Origin of the sequence: Faecalibacterium longum (genome assembly GCF_040094125.1) — a bacterium.
Classification (GTDB): domain Bacteria; phylum Bacillota; class Clostridia; order Oscillospirales; family Ruminococcaceae; genus Faecalibacterium; species Faecalibacterium longum.
This window is the reverse complement of the sequence record NZ_JBBNIH010000138.1, coordinates 25564-49193: the sequence shown is the minus strand read 5'-3', so window position 1 is coordinate 49193 and position 23630 is coordinate 25564. Positions and strand designations below refer to the sequence as shown.

Sequence of the window (23630 nt, the reverse complement as noted above, 5' to 3'; positions counted from 1 at the left end):
CAAAACGCGGCCCTGCATTGCACAGCCGCGTTTTGTGTTTCATGGTTTAAGCCTTAGTGGCAGCCGCCGCAGGTGGAGCAGCTACCGGTGCAGGAAGCGGAAGGCTCCTGCACGGTCATGGGGTCGCCGCCGTTCATTGCAGTGTTGATGATGGCGTCGATATAGTTCACGAGGGCCTCACAGTCGCGCTTTGCCTCGTTGTAGGCCACCATGCCGTCGTCGGCCATGATCTTGCCGTAGAGGTCGTTCACCTTCTGGTTCAGCTCGGCGATGCGCTCATCGCTGCGCTCGGGCTTGCCGATCTCGTTGTTCAGGTCCATACGGGCCAGATTGAACTCACCGATAAGGTTCTGCAGTTCCTCGTCCTTGTCGTTCATCTTGCGGGCCTGGTCCATAGCCAGATAGCGGGAGTCGGTCTGAAGTGCCATGGCGGCACGCTTGAAAAGGTCGATGCAATCCATTGTAATAGTCTCCTTTTATCGTTCCTGTGTTATATATTAGGATGGTGTATCCAGAATATCATTATTCAACCAATTCGCCCAGCAGGACGGTGGCACGGGCGCCCGTGAGGCGCACCATTGCATAGCTGCCCATGAGGGCGGGGTCAGCCTTGAACTCGACGGTAAGGTTGTTGTCGAGACGGCCCGAGAGGGTGCCTTCATTGCGGCCATAGCCCTCCACGAGGACGCGGACGGTCTGGCCCACCTGAGCCTTCACGAGGGCCATTGCGATGTCGTCCTGAACTTTGAGCAGGCGGGTCATACGGTCGGTCTTCTCCTTGCGAGGGGTGGGGTCGGGCATATCTGCCGCCTTGGTGCCGGTGCGCTTGGAGTAGATGAAGGTGAACAGCTGCATATAGCCCACCTTCTGCACCAGCTCAAGGGTCTTCTGGAAGTCCTCTTCGGTCTCACCGGGGAAGCCCACGATGATGTCACTGGAGAAGGTAATGCCGGGGACCTTCTTCCGGGCATACTCGATGAGTTCGAGGTAGTGCTCCACGGTATAGCGACGGTTCATCTGGACGAGCAGACGGTCAGATCCGCACTGCACCGGCAGATGCAGATGCTTGCAGATCTTCGGCTGGGCCGCGATGGTGTCGATGAGCTTGAAGCTGGCGTCCTTCGGGTGGCTGGTCATGAAACGGATGTGGTAGTCGCCCGGGACGGTGCAGAGCAGGTTGAGCAGGTCGGAGAAATCCACCTGCTCCTCGAGGCCCTTGCCGTAGCTGTTGACATTCTGGCCCAGAAGGGTGATCTCCTTATATCCTGCCTCCACGAGACTCTTGAACTCGGCGAGGATGTCGCCGGGCTTGCGGCTCTTTTCGCGGCCGCGGACATAAGGCACGATGCAGTAGGTGCAGAAGTTGTCACAGCCATACATGATGGGCAGCCAGGCACGGAACTCGCTCTCACGGCGGATGGGGATATTCTCCACGATGACGGGGCGCTGAGCCGGCTCCATGAGCACCCGCTTGTGCTTCTGCAATTTCTGAGCGATGAGCTGGGGCAGCGTGTCGATGCCGTCCACACCGAACACGAGGTCCACGTAGGGGTAGCTCTGGCGCAGCTTTTCTACAACGTGCTTCTGGTTGGCCATGCAGCCGCAGAGGCCGATGATGAGGCCGTGCTTCTTCTCTTTCAGGCCCTTCAGAGCGCCCACGTTACCGAAAACACGCTGCTCGGCGTGCTCACGGACGGCGCAGGTGTTGAAAAGGATGAGGTCGGCGTCCTCAGGTTTGTCACACAGGCCGTAGCCGATGTCCATCAGCACACCCTTGATGCGCTCGCCGTCGTTGACATTCTGCTGGCAGCCGTAGCTGTGGACGAAGGCCAGCGGCGGGGTGTCATAGGCCAGCTTGACCAGCTCTGCCGCCGCGTTGTTATGTTCAAATGCTATGTACTCCAATGAAACCATCCTTCTCTGCCGCTGGGGACACACCTCCGGCAGCAGACATACTGATACTATAAAGAAAGCTCTTTATAGTATACCCTTTTTGGCCTTGGAGGGCAAGAGTTTATTTTTACTGAGCCTGCTTGCCGGCGCACGCCTCGCACAGGCCGAACAGCACCACGGCACAGTCCTGCACGACGCCCTTCTGGTTGCGCACCAGCTTCATCACCTGCTTTTCGTCCACGTCAGCGTCCACGACGCCGCCGCAGCAGTTGCAGTAGAGGTGGCTGTGCCAGCCCAGAGTGTGGTCGAAGCGGTCAGCCTTGCCCGGGATGGAGACGCGGCGGACGCGGCCTGCATCTACGAGGCTGTTGAGGTTGCGGTAGACGGTACCAAGGCTCAGGCCGGGACATTCCTTGGCTGCGAGGTCGAAAATCTCCTCGGCAGTAGGGTGGTCGCAGAGCTGCTCCACTTTCTGCAGTACCAGCTCGCGCTGTTTGGAATAACGCATGGTCTTTCTCCTTTTTATGATGGGGTGTGTATCGGGATAAAGGCCGGGTTCAGAGCTTGTCTTCCCCCTTGATCTTCGCCCAGTAGGCCCGGGCGGCCTGTTCGGTGCGGTTGTCGCCGAACGTATAGTATTTCACGTCCTTGAGCAGGTCGGGCAGATATTGCTGGTCCACCCAGTGGTTCTCATAGTCGTGGGCGTACTTGTAGTTCTGGCCCTTGACGGCAGCATCCTCGCCGTCGAAGTGCTTGTTCTGCAGCTGGCGCGGGATGGGGCCGGTACGCCCCGCCTGCACATCGGCGATGGCCGCATTGATGGCATCATGGGCGCTGTTGGATTTCGGGCTGGTTGCCACGAGAATGACAGCATCGGCCAGCGGGAGCCGGGCTTCCGGCAGACCCACCATGTTGGCTGCGTCCACTGCCGCCTTGACGATGGGGATGATCTGCGGGTATGCAAGGCCCACGTCCTCACAGGCGCAGACCATCAACCGGCGGCAGGCCGAGGGCAGGTCGCCCGCTTCCAGCAGACGAGCCAGGTAGTGGAGGGCGGCGTTGGGGTCGGAGCCGCGCATGGACTTCTGGTAGGCCGACACAATGTCGTAGTGGTCGTCGCCGTCCCGGTCGTACCGCATGGCCGTGCGGCGGGTGACCTGCTGTATCATCTCGAGGGTGATGTGCTTTCCAGTTTCGTCCACGGGGGCCGCCGTCACCACGAAATCGAGACAACCCAGCGCCTTGCGCAGGTCGCCGCCCGCACTCTCGGCGAGGTAGGCGCAGGCGTCCTCGTCCATCACGACAGGCTGTGATTCCGACTCCGAGAGCTTTTTCAGGGCGTTGCGGATGCCCCGCTCCACATCGGCGGCGGAGAGGGACTTGAACTCAAACACCGTACAGCGGGACAGCAGTGCATTATAGATGTAAAAGTAAGGGTTCTCGGTGGTGGATGCAATGAGGGTGACAGAACCGTCCTCGATGCACTCCAGAAGGCTCTGCTGCTGCTTTTTGTTGAGGTACTGTATCTCGTCGAGGTAGAGCAGGATGCCCCCTGCCCCGGCCAGCGTGCCGATGTCCTTCAGCACTGCTTTGATGTCGCCGGTGCCGCAGGAAGTACCGTTGAGCTTATGGAGGGTCATGCCGCTGTTCTCGGCGATGATGCGGGCAACGGTGGTCTTGCCCGTGCCGGAGGGACCGTAGAAGATCATGTTGGGGATACGTCCGCTCTCTATGGTGCGGCGGAACACCTGTCCCTCGGCCAGAAGATGCTGCTGGCCGCAGACATCAGCCAGCGTTTTGGGGCGCAGACGCTGCGCCAGCGGTTCGTTCATAGGTCTTCCCTCCAAAAATGATCATGAGAATCCTTCTCTTTTATAGTATAGCGCATTTTGCACGCCGCGGCAAGAGAAATAATGAAAATGATTCTCAGATAAACGACAAAGCATTTACAAATTTCGCAAAACATGATATGCTTGTGCCATTCCAATCAAGAAACGAGGGGAAATGTATGCGCGGAAAGAATGTCTCCGCCGAAGACCTGACGGCCAAAAAAGAGCTGGCTCTGGAGGTCATCCGGCGGCTCAAGGCGGAGTATCCCGACGCAGGCTGCACGCTGGACTACGACCACGCCTGGCAGCTGCTGGTGAGCGTCCGGCTGGCGGCCCAGTGTACCGACGCCCGGGTGAATATCGTGGTGCAGGACCTGTTTGCAAAATATCCGTCGGTGGCCGCGCTGGCCGAGGCAGAGCCCGAGGACATCGAAGCCATCGTCAAACCCTGCGGGCTGGGCCGCAGCAAGGCCCGGGACATCTCAGCCTGTATGCGGATGCTGCGGGACAAGTACGACTGCAAGGTACCTACGACCTTTGAGGAACTGCTGGCACTGCCCGGCGTGGGCCGCAAGAGCGCGAACCTCATCATGGGCGACGTGTTCGGCAAGCCCGCCATCGTCACCGACACCCACTGCATCCGCCTGTGCAACAAGATCGGCCTTGTGGACGGCATCAAGGAACCGCAGAAGGTGGAGATGGCGCTCTGGAAGATCGTCCCGCCCGAAGAGGGCAGTGATCTGTGCCACCGTTTCGTGATGCATGGCCGGGCCGTCTGCAATGCCCGGAAGCCGGAGTGCGAAAAATGCTGTCTTTCGGACATCTGCCGCTGCGCGCGGGAGGAAGCATCCAACGTCTGATTTTACATATTTCAGGAGGTTTTTCTTATGTTTAGTTTTATCTTCAGTCTTCTCATCGGTGCGCTGGCCGGTTCCATTGCAGGCCGCATCATGGGCAGTGAGACCAGCGCCCTGCGCAACATCGTGCTGGGCATCCTGGGCAGCTTTGTGGGCGGCATCCTCTTCGGCCTCGTGGGCCTGTCCGCTACCGGCCTCGTGGGTGAGATCATCGTCTCGGTCATCGGCGCCTGTGTCTGCATCTGGGCTGGCCGCAAGCTGTTCAAGTAAGCAGTCCATCTTGAAAATGCCACAGCTTTCAGGGGTGAAAGCTGTGGTTTTTTCGTTTCAGACCGATGTCATTTTCTCTCGAACTATGCTATAATAGGGTTTGTGTTTGAAATTGGAAAGGAGCTTTTCTCATGGAAACTACGCATGAGTCGTCGAAACAGACTCTCTGCTCCGCACAGCCCGCCAAACCCTACGCTTTCAGCCGCAAGGTGTTCTGCGAGGGGATGCGGGACGGTGTGCCGATCGCGCTGGGGTATTTTGCGGTGTCGTTCTCGCTGGGCATCGCGGCCCGGACGGCGGGCTTTACACCCCTGCAGGGCTTCGTGGCCAGCCTGCTCAACAATGCTTCGGCGGGCGAGTACGCCGCCTTTGCCCTCATTGCCAGCGGCGCGACCTATCTCGAGGTAGCAATCATCACCCTCATCGCCAACGCCCGCTATCTGCTGATGAGCTGTGCACTGGCCCAGCGGTTCGCCCCCGGTACACCGTTTTTCCACCGGCTTATCATCGGCTATGACGTCACTGACGAGCTGTTCGGCATCACCATCGCCCGGCCGGGTTATCTGAACCCCTTCTACACCTACGGTGCCATCGCGCTGGCCGCGCCGGCGTGGGCTTCGGGTACGGCGCTGGGCATCATCGCGGGCAATCTGCTGCCCCTGCGGGCCGTCAGCGCACTGAGCGTGGCGCTCTACGGCATGTTCCTCGCCATCATCATTCCTCCGGCCCGGAAGGATAAGATCGTGGCCGCGCTGGTGGCCATCAGCTTTGCGCTGAGCTTTGCCTGCACCTATCTGCCGGGCATTTCCGCCCTGTCGGACGGCACCCGCACCATCATCCTGACAGTGGCCATTTCCTGCGCAGGTGCGCTGTTATTTCCCGTCAAGACCCAGAGTGAGGAGGCTGAACAATGATTCGCAGCAACTGGCTTTACATCGCAGTGATGTTCGCCGTATCCTACACCATCCGCATCCTGCCGCTGACCCTCATCCGGAAGCCCATCAAAAACCAGTTCATCCAGTCGTTCTTGTACTACGTCCCTTACGTCACTCTGGCGGTCATGACCTTCCCGGCCATCGTCAACGCCACCCAGAGTCCGGCAGCTGGTGCGGTGGCGCTGGTGGTAGGCATTGCGGCGGCATGGTTCGGGGCCAGCCTGTTCCAGGTGTCAGTGGCCTGCTGCGCCGTCGTCTTCGTGCTGGAACTGTTCCTTGTTCACTGAGGTGACTGCCCTATGAAACGAGTTCTTGTGACCGGCGCAGGCGGCTTTGTGGGCGCGCGCATCCTCGATATGTGGCGGGGGAAGTTTGCGCTCTGTGCCTTCCCGTCCGACACCCTGCGCACTGCCGACGAAAACGCGGTACTGCGCTTCATTTTAAAGGAGCACCCGGACGTCATCGTCCACACAGCGGCCCTCTCCAACACCCAGTACTGCCAGCAGGAGCCGGAGGACTCCTTCCGCGCCAACGTCCTGCTGCCCGAGTGGATAGCGAAGGGAGCGGAGGAGGTGGGCGCAAAGCTGCTCTCCTGCAGCTCCGACCAGGTGTATGCAGGCGTGACGCAGCGGGGGGCGCTGGCGGAGACGCTGCCCCTCTCCCCTTCCAACGTCTACGGACAGCACAAGTTCGAGGCCGAGGCCCGGGTTCTGGCCCGCTGCCCGGATGCTGTGGCTCTCCGCCTGCCCTGGATGTACGACCTCCCGGGCTATCATCTGCCCATCCGGGGCAACCTGCCGCTGAACATCCTGAAAGCGGCAAAGACCGGTGAAGTGCTGCGCTTTTCGCGCAATGACTACCGTGGCGTGGGCTATGTGCGGGAGGTCATCGAGAACCTCGTCCCTGCGATGGAGCTGCCCGGCGGCGTCTACAACTTCGGCAGCGAGTGCGACGGAGATATGGTCGAGACAGCACGATGCTTCGCCAATTTACTGCAGGTGGATGTAAAGATCGAGGAATCCGATCTCCCCCGCAACCTCGCGATGGATACCGGGAAGCTCCGGGCTCACGGCATCGAGTTTTCCTCGACGTGGGGCGCACTTCGGGTGTGTCTCGGGGATTACCGGCTTGGATATTTGATGTAAAAAAGGAAGGGACTGTCTTGGGCAGTCCCTTTCCTTTTTATTATTTCCACAGATTTGCCGCGATCAGCTCCAGCACACTTCCCGCGATGCAGCGCGCCTTATCGGAGATGAGGAAGCAGTTTTCCAGCTCCCCCCGGCGGGGGTCCACGTCAGCCACCTTGAAGTCGGGCGTGACGGGGTAGCCATCCCGCAGCAGACCGCGCAGGATGCCCGCGATGCGGGTCGTCACCGGAGTGCGGATGCCGTCTGGCGTTTCGATTTCTGCGATTGTTTCACCCGCCGACACAATATCTCCGATGGCACACACATTCCGGAAGATACCGGCCTTTTCTGCGTGGATGACACGCTCAGCGCCATAGCCGCCGATGACTCCGGGGACGCCCGTGTTGGGGATGGCCGCACCCTCCCGGATGATACGGCCCAGACGGTGGCCGCGCTTGGTCTCCACCACGAAATCAACATCCACACCGGCATTAAAACCCGGGCCGAGCGCGATGGTCAGCGGAGCCATATCACGCGTTGTTCCAAGATTTTTCTTTGCAAGGATGGCATCAACGAGCGCGGCAGGCTGCACCTGCGGGATGAGTTCTCCCTTCGGGTCCACCATCACCGGCACGTCGCCGCGCTGCCAAACCACAACGGCCTCATCCAGCGTTTTTACAAGGGCAGCGCGCATTCCCTCAACGACAGCCCCGCCCTCATACACGGCCTCACTCACCGAGACCTGGCGGCGGATGGCGGCAGGATGCTCTGCCTCGAGCACGAGCACTTTCAATCCCGCCGACCACAGCCGATGGATGGTGCCGGTGGCGAGGTCGCCGCCGCCGCGCACCAGGATGACGTCATCACGCTTCATTATTTTCTTCCTCCTTGAGCAGCTGCAGGAACACGTTCATCGAGCCGCCGCAGGCAGCCAGCGCCGCATCGTCCTCTTTTGCGCTGGCCGAATACTCTGCCAGCTGGCAGGGTGCAGCCTCGCCTGCCTGCATTTTTGATGCAAGCTGCTGCACACGGTATTCCATAATGCCGCCGCCCACACTGCCCACGGATCTGCCGTCCGGCAGCACCAACATCTTTGCTCCCACCTCCCGGGGGGTCGAACCGTGGCGGGAAACGATGGTCACAAGGACAGGAGCCTTTCCCTGTCCCGTGCAGGCATCCAGCGCATTCAGCAGCTCGGGCGGGAAACCTTCCGTCTGCTGACGGCCATTTTTCACTTCAACGATCTCCGCGAGGATGGATAGTGCGATTTCCTGCGCTGTCTGTGCCTTGATGGCGAGGCCGATGGGAGCGTGGAGTGACTCAGCCTTTTCCGGGGCAGTTCCGGCCTCGATGAGCTGGCGGCGGACAAGGGCCGACCGGCTTCGGCTGCCCAGCATACCAACGTAGGCAAATCGTTTCTTGTATATTTCGGTAAGGCATTCCACGTCGAAGGAGTGGGCGCGGGTGGCGACAACAAAGTAGGTCTCCGCACTGCCCTCCACCTGCGTAAGATTTTCGGCATAAGGACCGCAGAGGACCTTTTCGGCCCCGGCACGGCGAAGGGCGTCAGCGTACTCCGGCCGCTCCTCGAGACCGGTGACGGGCAGGCCCAGCATCACGGCCAGCCGGACGACGGACTCGGCCACATGGCCTCCGCCGCAGATGACGAGCCGGGGCGCGCCTCCGAATTTCTCGACGAAGATCCGCTTATTTTCCAGAGTCAGGATGCCGCTTGCACCACATCCGGCCAGCGCCGGGAGATTCCGGGCCAGCAGCCCCTCCGGTCTTGAGGGCCAGACGGGTACGCCTTCACAAAGAAGAAGCCGCGCTCCGCTTTCCGGCCCTTCCAGTACGGAGGCCAGCGTATGCTGCCCCTGTGTGCTGCGCAAAGCGTCCAAAAACTCACGAATCGACATAGAATTTCTCCATTATGGTTTATTGCTCCACCGGTGTGGCAGCATCGTAGCCTGCATCGTTCAGCTGAGACTGCCACGCCTGCCAGTCCTCGGGCAGCATCCGCCAGCCGAGCCCGCAGCCTGCCGTGATCTCACTGGGCAGCGGGATGAGCCGCCCCGGGATCCCCCGGGCGGCGCACTCTTTCTCCCAGCCCATCGCGCGGGCAGTAGAGGCAAACGAAAGAACGATATATTGTCTTTTGCGGCGCATATCAGCCCTCCTCGGCCAGCTCACAGACCGCCTCGGCGGCTCTGAGCACCTCGGCCTCTGTGTTCTGGTGGGAGAAGCTGAATCGCACCATCCCTTGCTCCACGGTGCCGAGGGCTTTATGGATGAGGGGCGCACAATGAGCGCCCGCCCGGACACAGATGCCGTAGTCCTCCCAGAGGATGTCGGCGGCACGGGCTGCGTCTGCATCCCCGAAGTTTAGGGAGACGATGGGCGCACGGTCTGTTTCGTCGAAACTGCCGTAAATTTTCACGTCGGGAGCATGGACGATTTTCTCATAAAACAGGCGTGTCAGGGCCATTTCTTTTTCATGCAGAACCTCGACGCCCTGCGAAAGTATCCACTCTACGCCTGCCCCGAGGCCCGCGAGGCCGGGAACATTCAGCGTCCCCGCTTCCAGCGCTGTGGGCATTTGAGAAGGATGCGTTTCGTCGAAACTGTGGATACCGCTGCCGCCCACCACAAGGGGGGCCATGGTCAGCCCGGGGCGGACATACAGCCCGCCGGTCCCCTGCGGACCCAGCAGCGCCTTGTGTCCGGTGAAACAGAGAACATCCACCCCCAGCGCCTGCACGTCGATGGGCCGTGCGCCTGCGGTCTGGGCCGCATCCACGACAAGCGTAAGACCGTGCTTTTTTGCAAAAGCGGAGACGAACGCAAGGTCCGTAAGATTGCCTGTGACGTTGGAAGCATGCGTCACCACGACAAGGCGGGTATTGGGGCGGAGAAATTTTTCGAACTGCTCATACCGCAGCCGCCCGGTGTCGTCCACCTCCACAAAACTCACTTCTGCCCCCTGCTCCCGCAGGCGATAGAGCGGCCGCAGTACTGAGTTGTGCTCGCAGACCGTTGTGATAACATGGTCGTCGGGGCGGACGAGGCCGCAGAGCGCTGTATTGAGCGCCTGGGTCACGTTGGCCGTGAAAGCAATGCAGTCCGGGCTTTCCGCATGGAGAAGTGTTGCAAGTGTCTCACGGGCATGGTAGACGATACGGGCCGCGTGAAGGGTCGGCTCATGCGCCCCGCGGCCCGGATTGCCCGCATGTTCCAGTGCATCCAGCATAGCCTGGCCCACGCAGGGCGGCTTTTGCAGGGTGGTGGCGGCGTTGTCGAGGTAGATCACGGCTTGACCACGTTCCCGGCGTTCAGCATCTTCTCGGCGATAACGTACATATTCGTCACGCCGCCTACGGCCAGCTTCTCAGTCAGGCCGTAGAAGTTCAGGCAGGTGCCGCAGGTGAGGATCTCAACGCCCTCAGCCTCCAGCGCCTTGAGGTCGTCCAGCATGGGCGAACCCTCGCAGGTGAGGTGCGCACCGCTGTTATAGAGGAGGATGGTCTTGGGCAGCTTGTCCTGCTGGGTCAGCGAGAAGATAAAAGCCTTCAGCAGAGTCTTGCCCAGCTCCTCAGCACCCTCGCCCATCTTGTCGGACGCGAGGACCACCACCGTATCGGTGCGGGCGTCAGGGGCGCAGGCCGGAGCTTCCTCTTCTTCTGCCGCAGGCTCACCCACGGTGAACAGAACGCGGTATTCCCGCTCGGCCAGCTTTTCGGCGGCAGACCGGTAGCCTTTCTGCTGGGCCATTTTGGTGAGGTTCTGGACGGCGATCTCGTTGTCCACGAGCACTTCGACTTCGCCTGCGCCATTTAGTTCAGCAATCGCTTTCTTTGCCTTCACTACAGGCAGCGGGCAAGCGTCCCCTCTGGCATCAACTTTCAGCATAGTTTTCCCTCTCTATCGTATGTTTTATTCAGGATAGGACACAACTATTTCGGCGTCCTGCTTCTCTGTGATCTCTCCCACGATTTGTGCGGGGAGGCCGGCTTTTTGCAGCTCGTCCCGGAGGTGTTCAGCCTCTTCCGGAGCCACGGCAAGCAGCAGTCCGCCCGAGGTCTGGGGGTCGAACAAAATTTCCTGCATGGCAAACGGCACATTTTCGAACTGGACGAAAGGCCCGGTGTGGTTTCGGTTGCGCTGACCGGCGGCGGTATAAAGGCAGTCGTCAGCGGCCTGCCACGCACCCGGAAGGACCGGCACAGCGCTGCCGTCGATACGGCAGGACAGCCGCCCGCCCATCATCTCGTGGAGGTGGCCGAGGAAGCTGAACCCGGTCACATCGGTGGCCGCGTGAACATCATAGCTTCGACTTATCTCGGCGGCAGACTTGTTCAGAGTCGTCATGGAGGCCACGGCGGCGTCCATGGCGCCGGGGGCAGCTTCGCCCACGCGGTTGGCTGTGCAGATGAGGCCCACCCCCAGCGCCTTGGTGAGGATGAGCTTGTCGCCGGGCTTTCCCGTATCATTAGCAGTGAGGCGGCGGGGGTCCACGAGACCGGTGACGGACAGGCCGTACTTCACACCGGTGTCGGCGATGGAGTGGCCTCCCGCGAGGATGCCCCCCGCCTCGGCCACTTTTTCTGCGCCGCCGCGTAAGATCTCACCGAGGATGTTCAGATCCATGCTCTCAGGGAAGCAGACGAGATTCAGTGCAGTCTTTACCTCGCCGCCCATGGCGTAAACGTCACTGAGGGCGTTTGCCGCCGCGATCTGGCCGAAAGTGTAGGGGTCATCCACCATCGGCGGGAAGAAGTCCACCGTCTGCACCAGCGCGATGTCGTCGGTGATGCGGTAGACAGCCGCATCGTCCCGGCTGTCGTAGCCCACGAGAAGGTCAGGGTCTTTCTCACCCCGGGGCAGCTTTTCCAGAATATGGCTCAGCACTCCCGCGCCGAGCTTGGCGGTACAGCCGCCGCCCGTGCAGAAGACGATTTTGTCCTCTTTTGCCATCAGGCTCTCTCCTCTTCCTCGAAGTGTGTCAAATATCCTGTTACATCGTAATTTTCTTTCAAGATGGCAAGTGTCTGTTCCCCTGCTGTACGGCGGGCCTCGTCGTCGGCCTGATTGAGGACGGCGTAGAATTTCCGCGTGCCGACGCACTTTCTTCCACCTGCTTCACTTACCAGCAGTTTTGCCAGCAGAGCGGGCGTCAGGGGCGTCTCGGGCGGCACGGCCAGCAAGGTGCAGGCCGCTTCAAGGCGGAAGCAGACGTCTTGCAGTGGTTTCCCCACCGCCGACAGCCCGGCTGCCACCATCACGATGTCGCTTGACCGCAGGAGCACCGGCTCATGAGCGGCCGGAGCCTTGCAGGGATGGCGCTTCGCTCCGTCAGCCTCAAGCAAAACAGTGTCGGCCTCGGCCATCCAGTCGTCCAGATAGGGCGGCATGGTCAGCTTCCCGCCTTCGGCAGGCACCCCCGACACGGCGTAGGTACCAGCCTGCCAGAGGGCGTCCCGCGCCGCCTCATCAGTGGCGTAGTTTGCGTCCGGACGCTGGATGTGGGTCGTGGTGGAGACGAGCACCCGCTGTCCCTGCGCCGAATACCAGCGGGCCAGCGCATAGAGCAATGTTGTCTTCCCTCCGCCGCCCACGAGGGAGATAACATGTCCAGTTTCTCCGAGGAATGGCAGAGCCTCGAGGCCGGTCATCAGACCGCACCCTCTTTTTCGGCCACTGCCATTGCGATTTTTTCGGGCGTGATGGGCAGCTCGTAGAAACGGGTGCCGATGGCGTTGTAGATGGCATCCGAGATGGCAGGAAGCGGCGTGTTGATGACCACTTCGCCGATGGATTTCGCACCAAACGGGCCGTTGGGCTCATAGCTGTTCTCGAACTCGACCCGGACCTTGCCCACGTCCACACGGGTGGGGATCTTATACTGCATGAGCGAATTCTCCATGGGCCAGCCGCGCTGGTCGTAGGTGACGTTCTCGGTGAGGGTCATGCCGATGCCCTGCAAAATACCGCCCTCGGCCTGCACCCGGGTGAGGTTCGGGTTGATGGGGGTGCCGCAGTCCACGCAGGCGTCAAATTCCAGCAGCTTTACTTCGCCGGTCTCGGTGTCCACTTCCACCTCGGCCGCGCCCACCATGTAGGGCGGAGGCGACAGGGGCGACATGTGGGTCTCGGTGACTTCCAGCGGGATGTCGTGGCCGAACATGGAAGCCGTGGCAATATCACCCAGCGAGACAGATTTAGACGGGTCAGCCGAGGTAAATACCGTTTTACCGTCAAATTCTACGTCATTTTCGCTGCAATCCAGCAGCTGTGCGCCCAGCTTGCAGATCTGGCTCCGCAGCTTCAGCGCGCACTTCTCAACGGCTTTGCCGGTGATGTAGGTGGTGCTGGACGCGTAGGAGCCGGAATCGTAGGGCGAGGTGTCAGTGTCCGCACCGAAGACCGTGATATTGTCGAGGCCGCATTCCAGCACCTCGGCAGCAATTTGGGCCAGCGTGGTGTCGCAGCCGGTACCCATATCAGCGGCACCGATGAGCAGGGTGTAGAAGCCCTCGTCGTTGACTTTCAGGGTCGCGCTGCCCACGTCCATGCCCGAGATGCCGGAGCCCTGCATCGCCATGCCCATGCCGACGGCACGGATCTTCCCGTTGCCCATGTCGCGGCGGGGATACTTTTCGTTCCAGTTTATCATCTCGTGGACCTTTGCAAGGCACCGGTCGAGGGTGCAGCTGGTGTTCACCGCACCGTAGTAGGCGGGCATGACGTCGCCCTCGTGGACGATGTTCATTTCCCTGATCTTGAAGGGGTCCATATGGAGCTTCGCGGCCAGCTCGTTGACGGCAGATTCCACCGCGAACAGGCCCTGGGTCGCGCCGTAGCCGCGGTATGCGCCCGCCGACATATGGTTGGTATAGACCACATCATAGGTAAAGCGGAAAGCCTCAGCGTTGCTATAGAGCGGGATGGATTTATGTCCCGAAAGTCCCACCGTCGTGGGGCCGTGCTCGCCATAAGCGCCGGTGTTGGAGAGGGTGTAGAGGTCGAGGCCCCGGATGCGGCCATCCTTGTTTGCGCCGAGGCGAAGATGGATCTCCATCTCATGGCGGGGCGTGGAGGCGATTTGGCTCTCCTCCCGGGTGAAGATGAGCTTTGAGGGCTTCCTGGTCTTCCAGGTCACGAAGGCCGGGTAGACCTCGCAGACAGCCGTCTGCTTCGCGCCGAAGCCGCCGCCGATGCGGGGCTTCGTCACACGCACCATGGACTTCGGGATGTGAAGCGCGTTTGCAATGATGCGGCGGGCGTGGAAGACGATTTGAGTCGAGCTCAAGACGTTCAGCCGGCCATAGAGGTCGATGCTGCAATAGGTGCGGAAGGTCTCCATCATGGCCTGCTGACAGGCTTTGGTATGGTAGACATGGTCGATGACCACATCGCAGTCGGCCAGCACGGCGTCGATGTCGCCGCTGCCGCACTCGTCGTGGGCGCAGAGGTTGCGCTTGTTATCGCCCCCCACAGGGCAGAGGCTCTCCCAGTTGTCTTCCGGATGGACGAGGATGGGGTTATCCTTTGCGGTGTGGTAGTCGAGCACAGGTTCCAGCACCTCATACTCGACCTTTATCATTTTCAGCGCCTTATCGACGCATTTATCGTCTTTGCCTGCCACGATGGCCACCACGTCGCCCACAAAGCGTACGTGGCGGTCGATGAGAAGGCGGTCATAGGGGCTGGCCTCGGGGTAAGTCTGGCCGGCCTGGGTGTAGCGGCGGGCATCCTGCGGCACGTCCTCCCAGGTGAAGATGGCCTCAATGCCCGGCACCTTCTTCGCCACAGCCGTATTGATGCTCTTCACGATGGCGTTGGCGTGGGGAGAGCGCAGGAGCTTCACGATGAGGCAGTCGGCGGGGACGAGGTCGTCCATATAGACGGGCTGACCCGTCACCAGCTGCATGGCATCCTTCTTGCGGAAGGGTTTGTTGACTGTGTTCATTCTGCCGTCTCCTTTTTCGCCTTTTTCCACGCGAGGAAGTTCCGGATACCCCGCAGCTGACCCTCATAACCAGAGCAGCGGCAGAGATTGCCGGAAAGATACTCTTTTATTTCCTCGTCGGTGGGGTACTCCTTTTCCCGGAAGAGGGCGAGGGCGTTCATGATGAAGCCCGGGTTGCAGAAGCCGCACTGCTCTGCACCCTGATCCGCGATGAAAGCCCCGAACTCGGCGGCTTCGTCCTGCAGACCCTCCAGCGTGGTCACTTTATGGCCATCCGCTCGGGCCGCGAGAACGGAGCAGGACAGCACCGGCTTGTCGTCGAGGAAGACCGTGCAGAGGCCGCAGTTGGACGTCTCACAGCCCCTCTTGACACTCAGACAACCGTGGCTGCGCACGAAGTCGATGAGCAGAGTGTCGGGGGCCACGTCGGCGGTAAGCTTTTTATCGTTCAATGTAAGTGTTATCTGCATGGTGTCCTCCTCAGCCTTCCAGACGACAGACGGCGCGTTTCGTCAGCACGCCAGCCAGATGGCGGCGGTATTCGGCGCCGCCGCGAAGATTGCTTTCGGTCTTGATGTCGGCCTTTACCTCGGCGGCAAAGCGGGCAGCAAATTTCTCGGCGGTCTCCCCCGCCTCAGGCGCTGCGGTGTAGAGCACAGCCTTGCCCGGACGCGCACCGATGGCGGCGCGGATGCTGCCGTCCGCCAATTTTGCGGCAGCGCAGGTCAGCACCGGGAAGTCCGTCTGGCTGTTGCGCACCGACTGGTAGACAAAGCGGGAGTGCTCCTTCGGCACGAGGACACGCACGAGGATGTCCCGGTCGTAGGGGCGCTGGGCGTACTCAGCAAGCGGCACGACGCCGCCCTTATAAAGCTCTACGGAAGCGTTCAGCGCGAGGAACATGGTGAGTACGTCGGAGAAACCGAAGCGGCTGTAAATGCTGCCGCCCACGGTGGCGAGGTTGCGCAGCTGGACGCCCACGATGTGGCGCACCGACTCCCGCACGGCACCGTCCGTATAGGCGGCGAGGCCGGGGTGCAGCTCGAGCTGGCGCAGCGTCACCATCGCTCCGATGGAAAAGCCCTCGTCCGTCTCCTCGATGGTGTCGAGGCCGAGGCCCGACAGGTCGATGGCCGTGCCGACATTGATATTCTCCATCTTGAGCCATATCATGCCGCCGAGGACACGGTTGGGGCGCTTCTGGTTGAGCTGCCAAGCCTCCTCGAGGCTTTCAGCCCGCTTGTATTCCCGAATGGTCATCATATGCAGTATCCTCTCTTTTTCCTGTGACCTTTTTCTTTTATTTTATCACAAAATCCGCTATAATACTACCGTCAGAAAGCATCAATTCGGCAACGAACAACAACGGAAATTTCGGGAGGTCTGCGGGATGGAGTACACAGAAAACACAGCGGTGGGCTGCGTCATCATGGCGTCGGGGCGGGCGGTGCGGTTCGGCTCCAATAAGCTGCTGGCCGACTTCGGCGGCGCGCCCCTCATCGCCCAGGTGCTGGACGTAACAGAGACGCCCGCCCTCGCGGCCCGGGTGGTGGTGACCCGCTCACCGGAAGTGGCTGAACTCGCGTGTAAGGCGGGCGTGAAAACCATCCTTCACAGCCTGCCGGGCCGGAACGACACGGTGCGCCTCGGCCTCGAAGCGCTGCTTTCGGAGCTGCCCGGCCTTGCGGGATGCATCTTCCTGCCCGGGGATCAGCCGCTCTTGCGGAAAGAAAGCCTCGAGGCGATGGCGCGCGATTTCTCAGCGCTGGACGAAAAAGAACGGGCCATCCTCCGGCTGGGCTTTCGTGCCGAGGACGGCACGGAGCGGCTGGGAAGTCCCGTTCTGTTCGGAAGCAGTTATTTCGGCGCCCTGTGTTCCCTGCCCGAGGGCAAGGGCGGCGGCGTGGTCATCCGCCAGCATCCGGAGTCTGTGCGGGCGGTATATGCGGCACGGCAGGAAGAGCTGGAAGATGCAGATACCGTAGAAGAGCTGGAGCGACTGCGAAAACTTTTGTAAATGCTTTACCACAAAAAAGCCGCCCCGGCAGCAGCTGCAAACTGCACGCCGGGGCGGCGTATTACAATAACTGGAGTACCCTTGCTCAGACTTCCGTGTTGAAGTAGCGCTTCAGCAGGCCCTCGAAGCCGCGGCCATGACGGGCCTCATCCTTTGCCATCTCGTGGACGGTGTCGTGGATAGCGTCGAGGTTCAGAGCCTTAGCCTTCTTAGCCAGGTCCATCTTGCCGGCGCAGGCGCCGCACTCGGCCTCTGCACGCATCATCAGGTTCTTCTTGGTGCTGTCGGTGACGACCTCTCCCAGCAGCTCGGCGAAACGGGAAGCATGGTCTGCCTCCTCGTAGGCATAGCGCTTGTAAGCCTCGGCGATCTCGGGGTAGCCCTCACGCTCGGCCACGCGGGCCATTGCCAGGTACATACCGACCTCGCTGCACTCGCCCTCGAAGTTGGCGCGCAGACCATCGACGATCTCCTGAGGAACGCCCTCAGCCTTGCCGATGCCCACAACGTGCTCGGTGACATAGGTGTTGCCGGTCTTCTCGACGAATGCGGAAGCGGGAGCCTTGCAGACGGGGCACTGCTCGGGGATGGTGCCTTCAGCGATGTAGCCACAGACGGTGCAAACGTACTTCTTCATAAGATTTATCCTCCATTAGGTTTGTTCTTTTTTAGGGGTCTGCTCTGGTACAGCAGACCTTGTTTCTGACTCTATTATAGCGAATGATTCCTAGTTAGTCAAGGCTTATTTTAAGAATTATTCTCATTTATTTTGAAGTCTCGCACATTGCCCAAAGAACATTTCAAAAAGCTGTCACTTCTGCCGAAGAAGGGGCTTCCCTGTCGAGGTCAGACCTGCAGGTTGCCGCTGGAAGGAGCATCGGCACCATCGGCAGCGTCGAACTCGTAATCGTTGCCGGGGAGGATGGCGTTGAGCAGGATGCCCACGATAGCAGCGATGGCCAGACCGGACAGGTTGATAGACACACCGGCGACCACGAAGGTCAGGCCGCCCACCGAGTTGAAGCCCAGAGCAGACACCAGAATGACAGCGGCGATGATGAGGTTGCGGCTGTTGGTGAAGTCCACCCGGTTCTCGACCACGTTGCGGACACCGATGGCGGAGATCATGCCGTAGAGCACGAAGCTGATACCGCCGATAATGCCGGTGGGGATGGTGTTGATAACGGCCTCAAACTTGGGGCTGAAGCTCAGGATGATGGCCAGCACAGCGGCGATGCGGATGACGAGGGGGTCGTAAATTTTGCTCAGCGCGAGGACGCCGGTGTTCTCACCGTAGGTGGTGTTGGCCGGGCCGCCCAGCAGGCCGGCCAGAGTGGTGGCGAGGCCGTCGCCCATCAGGGTGCGGTTCAGGCCGGGGTCGTTGATGTAGTTGTGGCCGACGGTGGCGCTGATGGCGGCGATGTCACCGACGTGCTCCATCATGGTAGCCAGAGCGATGGGGATGATGGTGAACAGGGCGCTGATGAACTCGGGGCTGCCGTCGATGGCAAAGAGGCCCATGGCTTCCTTGTGGAGAGGGATGCCAAACCATGCGGCGGAGGCAATGCGCTCAAAGTCCACGGCACCGGTCACAAGGGCCACTGCGTAGGAGACGAGAACTCCGATCAGGATGGGCAGGATCTTGACCATGCCCTTGCCCCAGATGTTGCAGACGATGACCGTACCCAGAGCCACAAAGGCCAGCAGCCAGTTTGCCTGACAGTTGCTGATGGCCGAGGGGGCGAGGATGAGGCCGATGGCGATGATGATGGGGCCTGTGACCACCGGCGGGAAGAAGCGCATGATGCGCCGGATGCCGAAGGTGGAGATGAGCAGGCTGACGGCCAGATAGACCAGACCCGAGAAGGCCACGCCTGCGCAGGCGTAGGGCAGCATCTGGGTGTTGGCGATGGTCAGATTGCCGTCGGCGTCAGCCAGCATGGGGGCCACGATGGAGAAGCCGCCCAGATAGGCAAAGGACGAGCCGAGGAAGGCCGGGACCTTGCCCTTGGTGATAAAGTGGAACAGCAGCGTACCCAGACCTGCGCAGAGCAGGGTGGTCGAAACGCTCAGGCCGGTGAGCAGGGGGACCAGCACGGTGGCACCAAACATGGCGAACATGTGCTGGACGCCCAGGATCAGCATCCGTCCGGCACCCAGCTGGCGGGCATCGTAAATACCCTTGGAGTAATCAATATTCTGACTCATTATTTCCTCCTTCTATCTGCGGCCCAAAAAAAGAGGCACTACCGCGGGAAAGCGGCAATGCCTCAAAAATCGGGACCAAATCGGAAACGGAAAATACAGCCGATGCGTGCAAAAGACGATTTCTTTTTCAGCATCCCGCTCTCCCCTTTCCTTTCATTCTTCGGCATAGTATAGCATAAAAGAAGGACGCTGACAACCTTTTTCCTGTATTTTGCGGCGATTTTCTGTCGGCGGAGGCCGTACAGCCTTGAAATATGCCGCATTCCGCACTATAATATAACCTATTGCCGCAGTTGGTCACTGGGCCGGCGGCATCCGAAACGACAGCAGTTGTACCACTTATTATAGAAGGACACTTATGATATATCTGGATTATTCGGCCAACACCCCCGCAGACTCCCGGGTGCTGGAGCGTTTTTGTGAGGTAGAGCGCAGCTGCCCCGGCAACGCGAACTCCCGCCATCAGGCAGGCCGGGACGCAAAACTGGTCATTGACCACGCTACCCAGAGCATCGCGGGGCTGCTGAGCGCACAGCCCGCCGAGGTCATCTATACCTCGGGAGCCAGCGAGGCCAACAACTTTGCTCTCAAGGGGCTGGCAAAACTCTCCCGCCATCTGGGCAAGCACATCATCTCCACCCCGCTGGAACACTCGTCCGTCAGCGGCACCCTGACCGCTCTGCAGGAGCAGGGCTATGAAATCGACCTCGTGGACATCAGGCGAGACGGTACCATCGACCTCGAGCACCTGAAAGAACTTCTCCGTCCCGACACCATTGCTGTAGCGGTAACACTGGTGGACAGTGAGCTGGGCGTCGTGCAGCCGGTGAAAGAAATTTCGGAAATTTTGCAGGCTTGGCCCAACTGCCACCTGCACGTAGACGCCACCCAGGCCGTGGGCAAGATCCCCGTTTCCTTCGAGGGCGTGGACACCATGAGCCTGACAGCCCACAAGTTCTACGGCCTGAACGGCATCGGCCTGCTGCTCAAGCGGCGGCGGCTGGCGCTTGATCCTCTCATCCACGGCGGCGAAAGCACCACCATCTACCGCAGCGGCACGCCTACGGTGGCTCTGGCGGCTTCCCTCGAGACGGCTCTGAACTCTGCGGTAAATGAGCTGCCAGAGCGTTCTGCCCGGGTGAAAGAGGCAAACCTGTATCTCCGCACTGCTCTGAGCAAGTACCCAAAAGTCCGCATCAACAGCCCGGAGAGTGCCATCCCCCACATCCTGAACCTGAGCGTTGAGAACGTCAAAGGCACCGTGTTCCAGCGGGAGCTGGACGCGGAGGGCGTCTGTGTCTCGGTCAAGTCGGCCTGCTCGTCGGACGGCCTGCCCTCCCGGGCGGTGTTCGCCGTCAGCCGCGACCGGAAGAATTCCCTCTCCTCGTGGCGCATCAGTCTGAGCCACCTGACCACGCAGGAGGAGCTGGACGGCTTTCTCCGCGCCTTTGACGCCTGCTACACCCGGCTGACCCAGCTGTGAGAAAAAAGAAAGGACAGAGCCATGAAACGCGAAATGGAACCTTACCAGCTCATTGAGCGGAGCATCATCAAAAAATACCGCAAGGAGCTGTGGACCCCCTTCATCGTAGCGGTCAAGCGCTACGAGCTCATCAAGGCCGGTGACAAGATCGCCGTCTGCATCTCGGGTGGCAAAGACTCGATGCTGATGGCAAAGCTGATGCAGGAGCTTCAGCGCCACAGCGATGTGCCGTTCGAGCTGGTCTTCCTGGTGATGGACCCCGGCTACAATGAGATAAACCGCCAGAAGATCGAGTCCAACGCCGAGCTGCTCCACATCCCTGTGACCATCTTCGAGAGCAACATCTTCTCTGTGGCCAACAACACCGACAAAAACCCCTGCTATCTCTGCGCCCGGATGCGCCGCGGCCACCTCTACAGCAAGGCCAAGGAGCTGGGCTGCAATAAAATCGCACTGGGCCACCACTTCAACGACGTCATCGAGACGACCGTTATGAGTATGTTCTACGGCTCCCAGCTGCAGGCCATGCCGCCCATGCTCCACAGCACCAGCTTCCCCGGCATGACCCTCATCCGCCCGATGTACTGCATCCGCGAGGAAGATATTCTGGCGTGGAAGCGCTACAATGAGCTGGAATTCATCCAGTGCGCCTGCCGCTTTACCGAGAACTGCACCATGTGCGACAACGGCGGCGGTGGCTCCAAGCGGCAGGAGACGAAAATTCTGCTCCGCCGCCTCAAGCGGGACAACCCCAACATCGAGAACAGCATCTTCCGCAGCATCCACGCAGTGGCTCTGGATACCATGCCCGGCTACAAATCTGAGGGTGTGGAGCACAGCTTCCTCGAGCGGTTCCATGCGCAGGAGGAAGCATTCAACGAAGAGTAATAAAATACCCCCTTGGATGGAGCGGATACCGGTCGGCAGTATCGTTTCCTTCCCGTTTTATCGCAAATCAAGAAAATAACGCAGCCTGATAACAGCATATCTGTGATATGCAATTCAACGCTGTTGCTGTTGCATTAAAAAGTTGAATTGCTATAATACACAAAAAAGCCCCGGTAAATGCATTTCTGCACTTACCGGGGCTTTTCCATGCCACCGGCGGGGCTTGAACCCGCACTCTGTCTCCAGAAAGGGATTTTAAGTCCCTCGTGTCTGCCAATTTCACCACAGTGGCTTCTGAATGAGCTGCTGCTCACGATCTTGCAAGCAGCAGCTCATATAATACAATAGAAATGCTGTTTTGTCAAGTTTACACTTTGCCGCCGTGCAGCTCTGCGTACATCTTGGAGCGGCACTCAGCCACAGCAGGGGTCATGTTGACGTAGTGCTTGTGAGGCATCTCGATGCGCAGCTCGCTCTCCCAGGTCTCCTCGGTGAGCTGCTTGGCGATATAGGCCTTTTTCTCCGCAATGGAGGGCAGCTCGATGGCCAGCTCACCGTTCAGGATATGCGGCACCAGCAGCTGCTTGACGCGGGTGGGAACGATGGTGACGGTGCGCTCGATGGCATCAGAGTCGAGATTGACCATCGTGACCGGCTTGCCTGCCTCGATGACCTCGCTGTCCATGGCGATAAGGTCGCACTGCGCCTGGCCGTTTTCATCGTAGAGACGCCACGGCATCTTCTTGCCGGGGATGATGGCCTTGCTGGCGGAGTCGGAGCACTTCATCTTGGGCTGATAGCTGCCATCGGGGCGCTTGACCGCCACCAGCTTGTATACGCCGCCGAACACGGGGTCCGAGGCCGAGGTTATGAGGTTCTCGCCCACGCCGTAGGAGTCGAAGTGTGCGTGCTCGTACAGCTCCATGTTGGCGATCTTCTTCTCGTCCAGACCGTTGGAGGCCACCAGCTTGATGTAGGACTTCCCTGCTGCATCCAGCGCCTTGCGCAGGCGCTTGGAGCCTCGGGCCAGGTCACCGGAGTCGATGCGGGCGCTCTTGACGCGGCGGTTGGGGTTATCAGGATATTTCTCAATGAGGTAGTCGTCCAGCTTGATGAGGTTGGGCAGACCGCTCTCCATGATGTTGTAGGTATCCAGCAGCAGGCTGACGGAATCCGGGTAGGTATCAGCGAATGCCTTGAAGGCATCGAACTCGGTCGGGAAGAACTCGATGAAGCTGTGGGCCACAGTACCCACAGCCTTGACCTCAGAGCCGTACTTCATCTCGGCCAGACAGTTGGCCGTGCCGATGCAGCCGCCCAGAACGGCAGCATAAGCGCCGTCGTTGCCTGCGCTCTCGCCCTGTGCGCGGCGGGTGCCGAACTCCATGACGCTGCGGGGGGTGTGGGTGTTGAGGCCGGTGATGCGGGTGGCCTTGGTGGCGATGAGGCTGTGGAAGTTCATGGTCTGGAGCAGGTAGGTCTCGATGAGGATAGCGCCCACGAGGTCGCACTCGATGCGCACCATCTGCACATGGGGGTAGCAGACCGTGCCTTCGGGCAGAGCGTACATATCGCCCTTCCAGCGGTACGTGCGCAGATACTCGCAGAACTCCTCACTCATGCCCTTGGTGCGCAGCCAGTGGACATCCTGCTCATTGAAGTGGTAGTTCAGCAGGAAACGGGTCAGCTTGCGCTGGCCGGCGCTGATGGAGTAGCCCTGGTTATCCGGGTTCTTGCGGAAGAACATATCAAACACAAGGGTCGTATCCTTAAAGCCGTTCAGAAACAGGCAGTTGGCCATAGTGAATTCGTAAAAATCAACGACCATTGCCGGATTGTCGTAGTCCTCATCCGGGATATACGGCACAACTTTGATCTCGCTCATGAAAAGTTTCCTCTCTTTTTCCGCGCACCCCTGCGGCGGGTGCAGCCAAACAAACTCTGCGCTGCCGCGCGTTTTGCCCTGTCATGACAGGATGTTTGTACCACTATAGCATCTTTGGCGGGCAGACGCAAGAGGTTTTGGTAAAAAATGACGACAGAAAGAAAAAATGTTTTTTACGAAATCTTTACCAGCACCTCCGGCAGTGCTCTTCTGTCCTCGGATAAATCACGGGCATCGATGCCGCCCGAATATGCAAAAACACCCGCAGCGCC

The 23630-nt window shown here is 60.0% G+C and carries 25 protein-coding genes and 1 tRNA gene; 8 read left to right on the top strand and 18 right to left on the bottom strand.

Features of this window, described 5'->3' with window-relative positions; genetic code table 11:
* Positions 1-53 precede the first annotated feature (53 nt).
* The 4 genes from AAAU26_RS07835 to AAAU26_RS07820 all read right to left on the bottom strand — a co-directional run bounded on the left by AAAU26_RS07835 (position 54) and on the right by AAAU26_RS07820 (position 3725).
* Positions 54-461: a YlbF/YmcA family competence regulator gene (locus AAAU26_RS07835; RefSeq protein WP_015564067.1), complete on the bottom strand. Its 408-nt coding sequence runs from the start codon at positions 459-461 to the stop codon at positions 54-56.
* 61 nt (positions 462-522) lie between these two features.
* Complete coding sequence (gene miaB, locus AAAU26_RS07830) at positions 523-1914, bottom strand: tRNA (N6-isopentenyl adenosine(37)-C2)-methylthiotransferase MiaB (RefSeq protein WP_227618453.1); 1392 nt, start codon at positions 1912-1914, stop codon at positions 523-525.
* A gap of 106 nt (positions 1915-2020) precedes the next feature.
* Complete coding sequence (locus AAAU26_RS07825) at positions 2021-2401, bottom strand: Fur family transcriptional regulator (protein WP_158394447.1); 381 nt, start codon at positions 2399-2401, stop codon at positions 2021-2023.
* 49 nt (positions 2402-2450) lie between these two features.
* Entirely contained in the window at positions 2451-3725 is a 1275-nt protein-coding gene (locus AAAU26_RS07820; RefSeq protein ID WP_227618452.1) for a replication-associated recombination protein A, read from the bottom strand.
* 176 nt (positions 3726-3901) lie between these two features.
* Here AAAU26_RS07820 and AAAU26_RS07815 point away from each other — a divergent pair, with 176 nt between their 5' ends.
* The 5 genes from AAAU26_RS07815 to AAAU26_RS07795 all read left to right on the top strand — a co-directional run bounded on the left by AAAU26_RS07815 (position 3902) and on the right by AAAU26_RS07795 (position 6929).
* Entirely contained in the window at positions 3902-4582 is a 681-nt protein-coding gene (locus AAAU26_RS07815) for an endonuclease III domain-containing protein (protein WP_227618451.1), read from the top strand.
* Between the two features lie 27 nt (positions 4583-4609).
* Positions 4610-4849: a GlsB/YeaQ/YmgE family stress response membrane protein gene (locus tag AAAU26_RS07810; protein WP_158394444.1), complete on the top strand. Its 240-nt coding sequence runs from the start codon at positions 4610-4612 to the stop codon at positions 4847-4849.
* 131 nt (positions 4850-4980) lie between these two features.
* A complete protein-coding gene (locus tag AAAU26_RS07805) occupies positions 4981-5763 on the top strand; it encodes an AzlC family ABC transporter permease (RefSeq protein ID WP_207677445.1) in 783 nt (260 codons plus the stop codon).
* A complete protein-coding gene (locus AAAU26_RS07800; protein ID WP_158394442.1) occupies positions 5760-6071 on the top strand; it encodes an AzlD domain-containing protein in 312 nt (103 codons plus the stop codon). The genes AAAU26_RS07805 and AAAU26_RS07800 overlap by 4 nt, the downstream gene beginning before the upstream one ends.
* Positions 6072-6083: 12 nt before the next feature.
* Complete coding sequence (locus tag AAAU26_RS07795) at positions 6084-6929, top strand: SDR family oxidoreductase (protein WP_227618450.1); 846 nt, start codon at positions 6084-6086, stop codon at positions 6927-6929.
* Positions 6930-6969: 40 nt separating this feature from the next.
* Here the strand turns inward: AAAU26_RS07795 and yqeB are convergent, their stop codons facing one another.
* Genes yqeB through AAAU26_RS07745 form a run of 10 tightly spaced genes read right to left on the bottom strand, consistent with a single transcriptional unit; the run spans position 6970 to position 16140 of the window.
* Entirely contained in the window at positions 6970-7785 is an 816-nt protein-coding gene (gene yqeB / locus AAAU26_RS07790) for a selenium-dependent molybdenum cofactor biosynthesis protein YqeB (protein WP_227618449.1), read from the bottom strand.
* Complete coding sequence (locus tag AAAU26_RS07785; protein ID WP_227618448.1) at positions 7775-8827, bottom strand: XdhC family protein; 1053 nt, start codon at positions 8825-8827, stop codon at positions 7775-7777. The genes yqeB and AAAU26_RS07785 overlap by 11 nt, the downstream gene beginning before the upstream one ends.
* 19 nt (positions 8828-8846) lie before the next feature.
* Positions 8847-9077 carry a putative Se/S carrier protein gene (locus AAAU26_RS07780; protein ID WP_207677441.1) on the bottom strand — a complete coding sequence of 77 codons (231 nt, stop codon included), beginning with the start codon at positions 9075-9077 and terminating at the stop codon, positions 8847-8849.
* Position 9078: 1 nt separating this feature from the next.
* On the bottom strand, positions 9079-10218 hold the full coding sequence (locus AAAU26_RS07775; protein WP_227618447.1) for an aminotransferase class V-fold PLP-dependent enzyme: 1140 nt from the start codon (positions 10216-10218) through the stop codon (positions 9079-9081).
* Positions 10215-10817, bottom strand: a complete 603-nt coding sequence (gene yedF / locus AAAU26_RS07770; RefSeq protein ID WP_227618446.1) for a sulfurtransferase-like selenium metabolism protein YedF — start codon at positions 10815-10817, stop codon at positions 10215-10217. Before yedF ends, AAAU26_RS07775 begins: the two co-directional genes overlap by 4 nt.
* Before the next feature lie 24 nt (positions 10818-10841).
* Entirely contained in the window at positions 10842-11882 is a 1041-nt protein-coding gene (gene selD / locus AAAU26_RS07765) for a selenide, water dikinase SelD (protein ID WP_227618445.1), read from the bottom strand.
* Positions 11882-12580 carry a selenium cofactor biosynthesis protein YqeC gene (gene yqeC, locus AAAU26_RS07760; RefSeq protein WP_227618444.1) on the bottom strand — a complete coding sequence of 233 codons (699 nt, stop codon included), beginning with the start codon at positions 12578-12580 and terminating at the stop codon, positions 11882-11884. The genes selD and yqeC overlap by 1 nt, the downstream gene beginning before the upstream one ends.
* A complete protein-coding gene (locus AAAU26_RS07755; protein WP_227618443.1) occupies positions 12580-14877 on the bottom strand; it encodes a xanthine dehydrogenase family protein molybdopterin-binding subunit in 2298 nt (765 codons plus the stop codon). The genes yqeC and AAAU26_RS07755 overlap by 1 nt, the downstream gene beginning before the upstream one ends.
* Complete coding sequence (locus AAAU26_RS07750; RefSeq protein WP_227618442.1) at positions 14874-15347, bottom strand: (2Fe-2S)-binding protein; 474 nt, start codon at positions 15345-15347, stop codon at positions 14874-14876. Before AAAU26_RS07750 ends, AAAU26_RS07755 begins: the two co-directional genes overlap by 4 nt.
* A gap of 10 nt (positions 15348-15357) precedes the next feature.
* On the bottom strand, positions 15358-16140 hold the full coding sequence (locus AAAU26_RS07745) for an FAD binding domain-containing protein (protein WP_227618441.1): 783 nt from the start codon (positions 16138-16140) through the stop codon (positions 15358-15360).
* Between the two features lie 127 nt (positions 16141-16267).
* Here AAAU26_RS07745 and AAAU26_RS07740 point away from each other — a divergent pair, with 127 nt between their 5' ends.
* Positions 16268-16894 carry a nucleotidyltransferase family protein gene (locus AAAU26_RS07740; protein WP_227618440.1) on the top strand — a complete coding sequence of 209 codons (627 nt, stop codon included), beginning with the start codon at positions 16268-16270 and terminating at the stop codon, positions 16892-16894.
* A gap of 85 nt (positions 16895-16979) precedes the next feature.
* On the opposite strand, the gene AAAU26_RS07735 is transcribed toward AAAU26_RS07740, so the two are convergent.
* Together AAAU26_RS07735 and AAAU26_RS07730 are read right to left on the bottom strand one after the other, a co-directional pair.
* The gene (locus AAAU26_RS07735) at positions 16980-17531 is read right to left on the bottom strand and encodes an NADH peroxidase (protein ID WP_149793292.1); all 552 of its coding nucleotides are present in this window, start codon (positions 17529-17531) and stop codon (positions 16980-16982) included.
* Between the two features lie 209 nt (positions 17532-17740).
* The gene (locus AAAU26_RS07730; protein WP_227618439.1) at positions 17741-19102 is read right to left on the bottom strand and encodes a uracil-xanthine permease family protein; all 1362 of its coding nucleotides are present in this window, start codon (positions 19100-19102) and stop codon (positions 17741-17743) included.
* 358 nt (positions 19103-19460) lie between these two features.
* Between AAAU26_RS07730 and AAAU26_RS07725 the strand changes: the two genes are divergently transcribed.
* Positions 19461-20585 (top strand): cysteine desulfurase family protein, encoded by a 1125-nt coding sequence (locus tag AAAU26_RS07725; RefSeq protein WP_227618438.1) that lies wholly within the window; start codon positions 19461-19463, stop codon positions 20583-20585.
* A 21-nt stretch (positions 20586-20606) separates the two neighbouring features.
* On the top strand, positions 20607-21473 hold the full coding sequence (locus AAAU26_RS07720; protein ID WP_149793289.1) for a tRNA 2-thiocytidine biosynthesis TtcA family protein: 867 nt from the start codon (positions 20607-20609) through the stop codon (positions 21471-21473).
* A 208-nt stretch (positions 21474-21681) separates the two neighbouring features.
* Here the strand turns inward: AAAU26_RS07720 and AAAU26_RS07715 are convergent.
* Together AAAU26_RS07715 and AAAU26_RS07710 are read right to left on the bottom strand one after the other, a co-directional pair.
* Positions 21682-21765, bottom strand: a tRNA-Leu gene (locus tag AAAU26_RS07715).
* A 75-nt stretch (positions 21766-21840) separates the two neighbouring features.
* Positions 21841-23358 (bottom strand): nicotinate phosphoribosyltransferase, encoded by a 1518-nt coding sequence (locus AAAU26_RS07710; protein ID WP_227618437.1) that lies wholly within the window; start codon positions 23356-23358, stop codon positions 21841-21843.
* Between the last annotated feature and the right edge of the window lie 272 nt (positions 23359-23630).